Origin of the sequence: Mesorhizobium sp. ZC-5 (genome assembly GCF_025753855.1) — a bacterium.
Lineage (GTDB): Bacteria > Pseudomonadota > Alphaproteobacteria > Rhizobiales > Rhizobiaceae > Neomesorhizobium.
On record NZ_JAOWPT010000011.1, the window covers coordinates 50,669 to 63,184 of the forward strand.

5 protein-coding genes are annotated in these 12,516 nt (G+C 58.9%); 4 read left to right on the forward strand and 1 reads right to left on the reverse strand.

Annotated elements, in window-relative coordinates; translation table 11 throughout:
* Nucleotides 1-167: 167 nt before the first annotated feature.
* On the forward strand, nucleotides 168-1,343 hold the full coding sequence (gene tagH, locus OHD58_RS23230; protein ID WP_263805923.1) for a type VI secretion system-associated FHA domain protein TagH: 1,176 nt from the start codon (nucleotides 168-170) through the stop codon (nucleotides 1,341-1,343).
* A gap of 36 nt (nucleotides 1,344-1,379) precedes the next feature.
* Here the strand turns inward: tagH and OHD58_RS23235 are convergent, their stop codons facing one another.
* Entirely contained in the window at nucleotides 1,380-4,997 is a 3,618-nt protein-coding gene (locus tag OHD58_RS23235) for an autotransporter (protein ID WP_263805924.1), read from the reverse strand.
* Between the two features lie 583 nt (nucleotides 4,998-5,580).
* Between OHD58_RS23235 and OHD58_RS23240 the strand changes: the two genes are divergently transcribed.
* The 3 genes from OHD58_RS23240 (at nucleotide 5,581) to tssM (ending at nucleotide 12,319) form a co-directional block, all read left to right on the forward strand.
* A complete protein-coding gene (locus OHD58_RS23240; protein WP_263805926.1) occupies nucleotides 5,581-7,047 on the forward strand; it encodes a caspase family protein in 1,467 nt (488 codons plus the stop codon).
* Nucleotides 7,048-7,197: 150 nt separating this feature from the next.
* The gene (tssL, locus tag OHD58_RS23245) at nucleotides 7,198-8,706 is read left to right on the forward strand and encodes a type VI secretion system protein TssL, long form (RefSeq protein ID WP_263805927.1); all 1,509 of its coding nucleotides are present in this window, start codon (nucleotides 7,198-7,200) and stop codon (nucleotides 8,704-8,706) included.
* Between the two features lie 40 nt (nucleotides 8,707-8,746).
* On the forward strand, nucleotides 8,747-12,319 hold the full coding sequence (gene tssM / locus OHD58_RS23250) for a type VI secretion system membrane subunit TssM (protein ID WP_263805928.1): 3,573 nt from the start codon (nucleotides 8,747-8,749) through the stop codon (nucleotides 12,317-12,319).
* Nucleotides 12,320-12,516 lie beyond the last annotated feature (197 nt).

Below are 12,516 nucleotides of genomic sequence, written 5' to 3' on the forward strand. Positions count from 1 at the left end.
TAGCTTAGCACATGTTTTTCAACCGACCCAAGAGACTTGCCGCATGAAAAATTGTGACTGCGAATCTGCCACTTGCCACTATCCTGTTGTGGCCGCAAACTAGCGTAACAATCGGATGTCGTGCTGACGAGCTTTGACGATCGAGGATTTAGCAGGCAATTTCCGAAATGCTCATCAATCTGAAGATTGCCAACATCGACCGGCTGCCCAACGGCGGCCCGCTCAGCTACAGATCGCACAACCGCAACTTCGAAATCGGACGCGAAAATCGCGACTGGACCCTGCCAGATCCAGACAAGTTCATTTCAGGCCGGCACTGCGAGGTCCGATACGAGAGCGGTGCCTTTTGGCTTCATGACGTCTCGCGTAATGGAACCTTCATCAACGGAGCGGCCCAAAGGATCACCAATCCTCACCGGCTCGGCGATGGGGACCGCCTTCGGATCGGCCGCTATATTGTCTCGGTGTCCATTGAGGATGAACGCGTTGCATCCGGCTCAACAGAGAATACCGAGGGGAACTGGCAGCAGCCGAATTCGGACCCGGCGGATGGGCGAAACCCGCAGACTGCCGGTTCCTTCTTTGCCACCTCGACACAACCCAGGGTGCCGGGGACCTACAGAGATGAAGGGCAGGCATCACGTCGAGACGTACCTCTCGCAAACGACCCGTTTCTGGCATCGAACGACCCTGCCGTTCGCCGCACCGGGCAACGATCGCAAGCACCAGCGCAAATCCCGCGCCATCCAGCGATGGTTTCGGGCCGGCCGATGGAAGGCGCGGAGATTCTCCGGACCATAGCGGCCGGTGCTGGTATCCCGCCGGAAGCGCTCATGTCGCGCGACCCGCATGAGGTCGCACTCGAAATAGGTGCGGTGCTGAGAAGCGTCGTGGACGAGTTGGCATTGTTGCTGAAGGCGCGAGCGGCCGCGAAAGTTCTGGCAAAAAGCTCCCATAGAACAATGGTGAGCGCCACGGACAACAATCCGTTGAAATTCGTGCCAGGAACGGAAGAGATCCTCGACATCATGTTTGCTCGGCGTCGAGCCGGATATCTGGATGCCAGGCACAGCATCGAAGATGCATTCCGTGACCTCAAGACGCACGAATTTGCCACATATGCGGCAATGCAGGCGGCGTTGTCGCGCCTTCTCGACGATCTCTCACCGGACGCGATCGAGAAGAAACTCCCCGCCTCGTCGTTCGCCTCAAGAAAGGGCCGCGCCTGGGATGCTTTCGTCGCGACCTGGGAGGCGAAAGAGGATGCACATGAAAACGGCATGCTCGACGTATTTCTCGCTTATTTCAGCGAGGCCTACTCCAAAGCCGCCAAGCCCAAATAGGCCCGGAGCCTGTTGCAGGCTGCAACGGATTGGACGCTAGAACGCGATCTTCAAACCGAGCTTGCCGCCCACGGTGGAGCTATCGGCCGAGAATTTGCCGCGAACCTCACCGCTGACCGTCGCGCGCTCCGTCATTTTCAGATTGAACCCACCCGACACCGCCGCCGAAAAATCGGCGTCGTCGAAGTTGATCTCCCGGTTGTCTATGTTGGTGGTGTTCTTGTAGGCGAAGCGCTGCTGGAAATCGGCGCGCGCATAGGGGCTGAGCACCATGCCGTTTTCGAGCGCAAAATCGGCGTAGATGCCAGGCTCGAACTTGAATGCCCCGAACGAGATCCGGCTTTCACCGAACTGGTTGCCGCCGCTGTCGGTATAGTCGTCGCCATTGAAGGTCACACCCAGAATACCGCCGCGCAGGTCAAATCGCACACGCTCGGTCAGCGAGAAGATGTGCCCGACCGACCCGGTTACGGCATAACCTTCCGTTCCATAGCTACCGGTCGTGTTCAGCACGCCGTTGGAGACGTCGGTTTCACCGAGGAAGGCCGATGCCGAGACCAGCGCATAGTTGACGCCCTGGCGGAACAGCGCGTAGCCGCCGAACATGCCGCTGCGGTTGTCGGCGTCGCCGATATTGGCGAAGCCCTGGAAGGCGCCGAGACCAACGTCGGTTGACGCATAGCCGGCGAACACACCGAGATTGAGGCCGTAGCGGTCGTCGAAGCCGAAATGTTTGGCGGCGTTGAAGTCGAGGCTGATCGCCGCGGAGAAATCGTTGGCGTCGAAGCCGGGGCCGGCCCCGGTGAGGCCGTTGCCGCTGATGGTGAACCCGTCATGTTCGGTATGTGCAAACTGTCCGGAGGCGAAAACGCCGAAGGTCGGCGAGATCTGTACACGCTGTGCGCCATTGGCAAGGCCGAGGTCGGATTCGATGGCGTCGTCGTTGATGCCGTAGAGCGCATCGATCGCAGTGTCGACCGTGGACGCGTTGACGGCACTATCGGGCGCGGTCGCTATACCAAAATTGGCGGGCGTAGCGCGAATGAAGAGCCCGCCGTCCGGACCGGCGATCACCTCGTAGGTGAAGAGGGAGCTCGGCGTACCCGTGATGCCGGTCGCGAAGGTTCCGGCAATCGGGCCATTGGTCGAGACAATGATCGGAATATCGGTCGGCTCCGCAAATACCGGCGCCCCCAGGAGATTGACGACGATGGTGTTGGCGCCATTGGCGGTGAACGCGCCGGCGACAAGCTGATCGGCGAGGCCGGTTTGCTGGTTCAGGTCGAGGCCGATCGTTCCGCCGTTGAGCGTCAGGCCGCCAAGTGTGAAGACGTCATCGGCCACGCCGTCGATCATGTCTATGGTCGAACCCGTCACGACGACATTGCCGATCATGTTGGTATTGCCGTTGACAAAAAGCGTGGAGCCGTCTCCGAGGCTGAGCAAGCCGATGTCCTGCGCGCCGGCGCCGAAGCGGAGCGTCGACGCCGACATGGTCACGCTGTCGAAACCGGTGAAATTCTGTGTCTCGCCGCCAGCCGCCAGATCCTCGTCGGTGATGGTGCCGACGGCGTTTGTACCGCTAAACACGACACCGTCCTGCAGGTCGAGCGGGTTCACCCCGGAACCGTCGATGATGAGCGTCGTATTAGAAATGCCGGTGATATCCCCGCCGATCGTGCCGCCACGCAGAATGACGGTCTCGCCCTCTACATCGCCGGCGATCGTCCCGCCGGAAATGGTGACCCGGTCGATGCCTTCATTGCCCCGCACATCGTCCTGTACGGTGCCGCCTGTGACGAATATCAGGTCATCGCCAGCGTTACCGGCAACGAAGGAGCCAACGGTGCCACCGCTGATCGTCAATGTGTCGGCGCCATTGCCGCCGCTGACCGCGCCGGCAAGCGTACCGCCGGTCATGGTGAACGTGTCGTCACCGTCCTCCAGGCCAACGGAATCGGGAGCGCCACCCGCGATGCTGGCCGTGCCAGAAATGGTCACGGTGTCATTCTCGCTGCCTGCGAACACCGAGCCGCCGATGGTACCACCGCTGATGTTATAGGTGTTGCCACTACCAAGGCCGCTACCACCAAGGCCGAACACCGAACCAGTCACCGTACCGGCGCTCATCTCGAACAGATCGACTCCAGCGCCCAGGTTAACATCCGCAACAACGCCGCCTGAAATGCGTATCTGGTCGGCGCCATCGTCGCCCGAGACGGTCGACCCTATGGTTCCCCCGCTAATTGTGATGACATCATCGCCAAGCCCGCCGACAACCTCTTCGGTAATCTCCCCGCCAAGCACATTGATTGCGTCCGCCCCATCATTGCCAGCGAGGAAAGCGTTAATCGTGCCGCCGCTGACCGTCATGGTATCGGCGCCCGAACCGCCGCTGACCGAACCGCCCAGCGTCCCGCCGGTCATGCTGAAGGTGTCGTCGCCATCTTCGAGACCGACAGCGTCAGGGGCACCAGTCTCTATGTTCGCCGTGCCGGATATCGTCACCGTGTCGTTTTCGCTGCCAGCAAACAGCGAACCGCCGATTGTCCCTCCACTGATATCGAAGGTGTTGCCGCCGCCTAAGCCATAAACCGAACCCGTGACGGTACCGCCGCTCATCTCGAAAACATCGGCGCCGGCGCCAAGGTCGACAACCGCCGGCAGAGCAGTCGTCCCGATTGTCCCACCCAAAATCTGGACGTCGTCGGCGCCATCGTCACCAAAGACACCCGAGGCAATCGTCGGACCTCCCGCGGCCGTACCGATGATGATGGTGTCGTCGCCATCATTGCCCGCCACGAAGCTGTCGATGGTGCCGCCACCGATCGTTATGTCATCGTCGCCGATGTCGCCGAGCACCGGGCCGGCAATCTCGCCGCCGGAAATATTGATTGTGTCGTTGCCCTCGTTTCCTTCGACAAAGCTCCCGATTATGCCTTCTTCGATCGTGATCCGGTCGTTGCCGGTGTTGCCGCTGACCGAACCTTCGAGTTCGCCGCCCGTCATCGTGAACTCGTCGTCGCCGTCTTCAAGGCCTACGGAATCAGTGCCGATGCCGGTATCGACGCCCACGAAGGCATCACCGGAAATTCTCACGATATCGTTGCCGCTATTGCCAAAGATCGAGCCAAAGATTTCGCCGCCGCTTAAATCAAATGTGTCTATGCCGTCGTTTCCGAACACCGACCCGTAAATGACAGCCTCGCCGGACAGGTGAAACTCATCGTCGCCGAGGCCAAGATTGATATCAACCGGCGCTCCGTCGGCTCCGACCGTCGCAGCGCCGGATATGTCGACGATGTCATTGCCGCCAAGCATCTGCACGTCAGTGCTCGGGTCCAGGTTGAATGTTTCGTCGACAACCGGCGTGAATATCTCCACACCCGTGGAAACGATGCTACCGCCGTTCATGAAGAGGGTATCGGCTCCGTTGCCGTTGTATATCTCTCCTCCCTCACTCTCGTACCTGGTGGTGAACGGCACCACGGTCGGCGTCAGATCCGAGCAGGTGATGTCGATGGAGGTCACGTCGACGTCACCTTGCGACGTTGCGGTGCAGGCGACTGCTGGCAACGGCGCGATGGAGACGACTGCTGCGACTGCCAACGCCGACACGCTTGCCAGCTGAACAGGTCGAATTTTACCGATCATCGGTCCCCATCCTGAAATAATGACTACAGCAAATTCTCAAGTTTCAGATCGCCTGCTTAGCCTGCCCCACCTCAAATCACCCTTGAACGCCCGCGCAACTACATCTTGGCGAAAACATAACACCACCTTTGAAGCGAGGATACCGTTCGCGACCTTCTCCGGCACCGATGAACTTTTTGCAGCTGCAGTGCCTTGGTGACCTTCTTCTCGTGGAAATTATGCACGTTTTCTTATATCCAAGAACCAACAATCAATTGAAAAACAAACATGAATCCGTCTCTCCTCATCTAGCTCGGCTAAAAAGCCCTTATTATGTACTGGCAATTCTGAAGTGTGGCAGAAAAATCACTTCTCTGTTGGTTTGTGATTTGACGATGAGAAGAGCCGCTGCATTTGGCCAAAGCTGGTGGATCAAGAAGCCGGACACTGAATCGCCTCGGAAAACCTTTCCCTATCTTTGACGAAATTCTTGGTGTAAAAATCGACTGGTCTTCGAGATCGAAGCAACGCGCGAGCGTGATGAAGTCCGATAGGCACTTCACACGGCTCGAAATTGTCGTAGGCGCGAAACGAGCACGCTGACATGACAGACACCTACAGAAATTTTCTGCGCATCCCGGCTCTCTTGATTCTCATACTATTTGGGTCAATTGGCGCCCAGGCGGCGATTGAAGAAAAACCCTCATCTCAGACACGCAACCGGCTGGCGATCGTCATCGGTAATTCTGGCTACCAGAGTTCACGCCTGGAACGTCTGCCTAACGCGGCAAACGACGCCCAAAAGCTTGCCGAAAGCTTGAAAAGGCTCAATTTCGACGTCTTGACGGGAACCGATCTTACCGCCGAAGGCTTTGCTGAACTCCTCAAGGAGGCCGACTCCAGGCTTGCGGCCGCGAATTCCGTTTTGATCTTCTACGCGGGCCACGGCGTGCAGTTACAGGGTGAGAACTACCTGCTCCCGATCGATACGCCTGACCCGGAAAGTGTGGAAAAGCTTACTGCGGGCGCGATCAAGCTCAACGAGGTCATTGCGCGGTTTGCCAGCCGTGATCGCCAGACCTTCGTATTCCTCGACGCCTGCCGGAACAATCCGCTTGGCAGCGCCGCCAATGCCAGCGATGGCTTGGCCCAGGTCGAGGTCGGCGAGAACACCTTCATCGCCTTTGCTACCCAGCCAGGCAATGTCACGGTCGATGGAGCAGGAGACAACAGCCCGTTCACCACGGCGCTGTTGAGAAGCGTCGAGATCCCGGGACTCAGCATTTCGGATATGATGATCCGCGTCCGCAACGAGACCGAAGCGCTGACCGTCGGCCGTCAGGTCCCCTGGGACCAGTCCAATCTGCGCGAGCAGTTTTATTTCACTGAACAGCAGGTGCTCGATCCCGCACAATTGAGCGCCAGTCTTTCGCGCATCCTGTCTGACCCGGCCGCCAAGGAGAAGCTGCAGATCGAACTCGCGTCCAACGACCTGCAGACCGCCGTGCTTATCGTCGGGCAGACATTGCGATCGGTCGAGATTCCCACGCAACCCGGTGCGGTGCCCGAGCCTTCCGGCACGCAAGTTGCGAGCCTCGATTTGAAGGGGCTCGAAGGCGCGCGGAAAAGTGTCGTTTCGGGCCTGGAAACGCTGATCGTCGGCACGTCGGCGGGCGAAGCCGAGAATGAGAAGGCAACGGATCTTGCACGCGGCATCCAAACTGAACTCCGCCGGCTTGGCTGCTATCGCATGACGGTCGATGGCGATTGGGGCAAGGGCTCGATACGAGCACTCACCGATTATTACAGGAACACCAAGCAAGTCGCGGCGACGACCGATCCGACCGTCGAACTTCTGGGCGATCTGTTCCTCCGCTCAGGCCGAATCTGCAAACAGCCGGTCATCGTCAAGAAGGTCAAACAGCCGCCCAGGATCGCCTCCGATGAAGGCAGAGGGCGCGCCAAGGCGGCAAACAACGGTAAATCTGTCAGGCGCACGCAACCCGCAAGGCGGCCCGCGGCCCCTCCCCCAGACATCAGCGGCGGCATCGGAATTGGCGGCGTTTTCTAGGCTTCGCGCGGATTGCTTACAAGGTTCCAATCGGCAAATCCTTGCTTTACCGCCCTGCAACCTTTTTTCGCCGGGCGGCAACGCGAGCAATTCCGCCGAGCAAATAGCGTGCGCAAATCCTGATAGGCGTGCAGCGATGGAAAGCCGGCGATGAGTTCGAACGAAGACCCTTTCGGCTCGGGCGACAGAACCATCATTCGTCCCGGTCGAGCGTCGAAGCCAGCCGGCGAAAAGCCAAAGTCCAACAACGTAGCGCGGGCTCTCGCCGAAGCCACTGTCTTCGATCCCGGAATCGCACAATCGCCACCGCCCGGCTGGTCATCGGGCACCGTGATCTACCAAGGCGCATTCGCGGAAAACGCTCCGGCAGAAGGCAACCCGTGCGGAGATTTCGCCGACGGCTCAATCGATCCGCAAGTTCAGAAAATCTCGCAGGATGTGGTACTTAACGCCGGCAACAACGTTTCATACAAGGCAGCCAACCCAATCGTCGCCGCGGCCGCTCCGCTGCTGGTGTTGCTGGGCCACTTGCGGCTCAACATCTCCGATATCGACGCCGAGCCCCTGGCAGCGCGACTTGCCGATAAAATCGAGGAATTCGAACAAAGGATTGCAGACGCGGGCGTTGCGAGCGAGGACGCCCGCATCGCGAAATTCGTCCTCTGCGAAACCGCCGACGATATTGTCCTCAATCTCCCTGGCGTCGACAAGCAGGCATGGACGAAGCAAGGCATGCTGGCGCGTTTTTTTCAGGTCGGAACGCCCGGTGTGGGTTTCTTCAAGGCATTGAACAAGACACTGGCTGATCCCGAGGCGCATCCCGATCTGCTCGAATTGATGCACGCCTGCCTCTGCCTGGGTTTCGAGGGCCAGTACCGCGGCCTGGCACGCGACGACAGCAGTCTCGAACGCGTTCGCAGTGATGCTTATGAGACGTTGCGTTACTTCAGCGCTCGCCCGGACGACGAGATTTCACTGCGATGGCAGGGGCTGTCCGCAGCAATGACGCGCAGTTCGCCGCGGGTGCCGCTCTGGTCGGTTGCGGCTGCCGCACTCGCCCTGGTGACCGGTGCATTTTTCGCGATGCGTGTCCTGATCACCAACGAAGGTGACGCATTGGCCGACGAACTCCTGGCACTCAATCCATCGACGCCGGTCATTATCGAGCGTGCGAGTTTCGTGCCGTTGGTTGAGGAAGTCAAAGTCACCACGACACAGATCGAGCGCGTCCGTGCCGCGTTGGCCAACGAGATCGAAAACGGCGGGCTGACGGTCGACACCAAGGGCGATTTCATCGTCGTGGAAGTCAACAATCTCGTGCTGTTCCAGTCCGGAAAGGCAGATGCAAAGCCGGAGTTCGATCCGATCGCCGCGCGCATCGCAACGGCATTGGAGCCGGAGCCGGGACCGATCAAGATCGTTGGTCACACGGACAATGTGAAGCCTAGAAAATCGAGTGCCTTCAAATCGAACTACGACCTTTCCGTTGCTCGAGCCAAAGCGGTCGAGAAGGTGATCGCATCGAAGATCGGTGATCCGTCTCGTATCGCTGTCGAGGGCAAAGGTGAAGACGAGCCTATCGCTGACAATACAACACCGGAAGGCAGAGCCCGAAATCGTCGCGTCGACCTGATGATTCCCAGGGAAGAAACATTGTGAATGCGTGCCGGATCAAATTGAAGCTCAGCCCGGAGCGCCCATGACGATCTGGCTGCTGCGGATCTTCAGCGCACTTGCACTGATCGGCCTTTCCATCGCCGTGTGGTTTGCAGGCCCCATGATCGGCTTTGCCGACGCCAGGCCGCTGGAGCCCGCGTGGCTTCGCGCAACGATCATCGGCGTATTCGTCGTAATCGTGACGGGCTACTATCTGTTCCGCTTCTGGCAAACGCGCAAAAGGCAAAACGCCCTTGAGGCGATGGTCACGGAAGGTGACGACAAGCACAGCGATTCGCGCGTGCTCGAAGGACGGATGAGCGAAGCCGTCTCCATCCTCAAGCGTTCGAACGGCAGGCGCAATTTTCTCTACGAGTTCCCCTGGTACATCGTCATCGGTCCTCCCGGCACCGGCAAAACCACGGCGCTCGTGAATTCGGGCCTGAAGTTTCCTCTTGCTGGTTCGAGTGAAGCCCAGCCTGTGGCGGGTGTTGGCGGCACGCGTTATTGCGACTGGTGGTTCACCGACGAGGCCGTTCTGATCGACACGGCGGGTCGATACACGACGCAGGATTCGGATGCCGAATCCGACAAGAAAAGCTGGCTAGCATTCCTGTCGCTCCTCAAGAAGCATCGTGTCAGGCAGCCCGTAAACGGCGTTATCCTGGCCATCAGCCTTTCGGATCTTATGACACTCAGCGGCCAGGAGCTTGGCGCACATTCAATCGAAATCCGCAACAGATTGCGGGAAATCCATGAGATCCTGAAGATCGAATTTCCAGTTTATGTGCTGTTCACCAAGGCTGACCTGGTGGCCGGCTTCATGGAGTATTTCGCCGATTTCGATGAGAACCGACGACGCAAGGTTTGGGGGCTGACCTTCCAGACAAGCGACCGCGGCAAGAACATGGTCGAAGCTGCGCCCGCCGAATTCGATGCTCTGGTCGAACGCTTGTCAAGCGAGATGCCGGACCGTCTTCACGAGGAAGCCGATCCAGTCGAGCGTATCTCAATCTTTGGCTTTCCCGCCCAGTTCAGCGCGCTGAAGGACAGGGTCACCGATTTTCTCGGCAGCGTTTTCGAGCCGACTCAAAGGCAGGTGAACGCGAGCCTGCGCGGCTTCTATTTCTCGTCGGGTACCCAGGAAGGTACACCGATCGATCAGGTTCTCGGCGCCATCGGCCGGAGTTTCGGCAACACGGCCCAGGCTCATCTTTCCGGCACCGGCAAGAGCTTCTTTCTCCACGACCTCCTAACCAAGGTCATTTTTGCGGAGTCCGGATGGGTCTCGCACGATAAGTCGGCTGAACGGCGTGCCGCACTTGCCCGATATGGCGGCTTCGCCGCAATCTCGCTCGTCGCCGCCGCAGCCCTTGGCGCACTGGCTCTGAGCTTCACGACAAACAGGACACTGATTGCGAGCACGGACGAGGCGGTTGTTCAATACCGCGTGACGGCGGAGCCATTGCTCAAAAGCGCTACGGTGGCCGATGTCGACCTGGAAAATGTGCTTGGCGCGCTGGAAGCACTCCGCAATCTGCCAGTCGGCTATGAAAATCGCGAATTGCCGACGCCTGTCGGGGAAACTCTGGGGCTCAGCCAGCGCGAGAGACTCGTTTCGGCTTCCGAAACCGCCTACCGGCAGGCGTTGGAGCGGATGTTCCGATCGCGGTTGTTGCTGCAGGTCGAGCGAACGCTCGAAGCCAATATGGGCAATCCGATTGCGCTCTACGAGCCACTTAAGATCTATTTGATGCTCGGCGGCAAGGCGCCGAAAGCCGATGATGAGTTGATCGTGTCCTGGATGAAACAGGACTGGGAGCAGAACCGGTACCCCGGCCTGCAGAATCGTGCCGGGCGCGAGGAACTCGAAAAGCATTTGCGCGCGATGCTCGCGCTGGACGATTCATACGAACCATTGTTCGAACTCAACCGTCCGCTGGTCGAATCCGCGCAACGTTCGCTCGGACGCATGACCGTCGCGGATCGCGCTTCCGCAGTGCTTGGATCATCAACCTACGCGGCTTCGCTCGACGATTTTTCGGTGGCCGTGCATGGAGGCTCCGAGGCGCAACTGGTTTTCGAAACGGTGGACGGCAACGACCTGTCTGCACTCAGTGTGCCCGGCATCTATACCTATGCCGGTTTCAACGACTTCTACATCAAGCAACTCGGCGGCATTGCACAGAAACTTGTCGACGACCAGTGGGTGATTGGCGCGGGCAGCGAACAAGGCGGCTTCGAGCAGGAATTGCTCAGGCTCGGACCCGAACTTCTGGAGCGGTACAGCAAGGATTTTGCAACTGCGTGGACCGCAGCCCTCGACAAATTGAAGTTCAAGCCAATGTCGGCGGACAAGCCCGATTATCTCGCCCTGTCTGCCGCCGGGTCTTCCACATCCCCGATCATCCGACTTTTCGAGGCTGTCGCATACGAAACGGCGTTGACACGTGAGGCTGATGCCAGCGAGAGCTCACCAAAAGGCAATACGGGCACGGCCGCGGACGGGGATCGAAGCCGATCGCAAAGCCCGGAAGATCGTGCAAAAGGCCTTGCCCGCATCGGTATCGATATTCCCACCGGCAAGTCGCAGAGCAGAGCTGGTGCCGCCTTCGCGAAATCGGCGGGACAAAACCCCGGCGCAAGCATCGAAGCCCAGTTCAGGCCTTTCCAACTCCTGATCAGCGGACCTGCCGGCCAGCGACCGATAGATTCACTGGTCCAGAATTTCCGTGACATCCATCAAAGCCTCACATTGGCCGCCGCGATGCCAGGCCAGACGGAACGCGCCAACGCGAATCTCCAGCTGCAAATATCCAACCTGCGAGCCAATGCGTCGCGTCTACCGAAGGTTCTTTCGAGGATGGTTCAAGGAGCTGCCGACGATTTCGAAGGGGATGCGGCCGAGACCTCCATAACGCAGCTAAATCAAAGGCTTGCCGAAACGGTGACCAAACCCTGCGAGGACGTGATCGCGAATCGTTTTCCTTTTGCTGGCAGCAGCGCTGAAGATGTGCCGATGGTGGATTTTGCCAGGCTTTTCGCACCCAATGGCGTGATCGACAGATTTTTTGCCCAGAACCTCGCACCGCTTGCCGATATGAGCGGCCAGAACTGGGAATGGAAGCAAGAAACCCGTCTTGGCCGCGAACTCTCAAAATCGACGCTGAAGCAATTTCAGCTCGCGGCGCAGATTCGCGACGCATTCTTCCCTATGGGAGGCTCGGTGCCTGCCATAAACATCACGTTCACGCCCTTCTCGCTGCACGGCGAGGCCGATATGGCACTGCTCGACGTGAATGGTCAGGTAGTGCAGAGCTACCAGACCGGTAACGCGCCGGGCATGGTGACCTGGCCGGGAGGTCTCGATTCCGGATCCGCGAACCTCAGCCTGACGCCAGAGCTTCCAGGGCGCGAATCCGTTATCAGGTTCGATGGCTCCTGGGCGCTGAAGCGCCTGCTGGACAAGGGTACGATCACCCGGAACGGTGATAACCTGGAGGCGCGTTTCGTAATCGGCGGCCGTGATGTCGCTTACACGATCCAGATTAATTCAACTGGCAATCCGTTTTCGCTCCCGGCTATCTCCGGGTTCAACTGCCCCTCGGGATTCTGAATGCTTGCGGACTTTCTTTGGCTGGGAAAGGTCGGCGTTAAAAGACCTTGAACTATGAATTCAGACTGCGGCAAAGATACCGCATCCACCGCTCAAACCACGGCTCGACTTAATTTCTATACTCTAATGTTCTTGCGTGTGGCAGACTGGCATGCAGCGTGCCGGATAGAGCGCCGCGGACAGCGTCGAGAACGCCA

What these genes read in the sequence shown, in the direction of transcription:
- tssL (WP_263805927.1), top strand. Translation starts at nt 7,198, where the DNA reads ATGAGTTCGAACGAAGACCCTTTCGGCTCGGGCGACAGAACCATCATT.
- tssM (WP_263805928.1), top strand. Translation starts at nt 8,747, where the DNA reads ATGACGATCTGGCTGCTGCGGATCTTCAGCGCACTTGCACTGATCGGC.
- OHD58_RS23235 (WP_263805924.1), bottom strand. Translation starts at nt 4,997, where the DNA reads ATGATCGGTAAAATTCGACCTGTTCAGCTGGCAAGCGTGTCGGCGTTG.
- tagH (WP_263805923.1), top strand. Translation starts at nt 168, where the DNA reads ATGCTCATCAATCTGAAGATTGCCAACATCGACCGGCTGCCCAACGGC.
- OHD58_RS23240 (WP_263805926.1), top strand. Translation starts at nt 5,581, where the DNA reads ATGACAGACACCTACAGAAATTTTCTGCGCATCCCGGCTCTCTTGATT.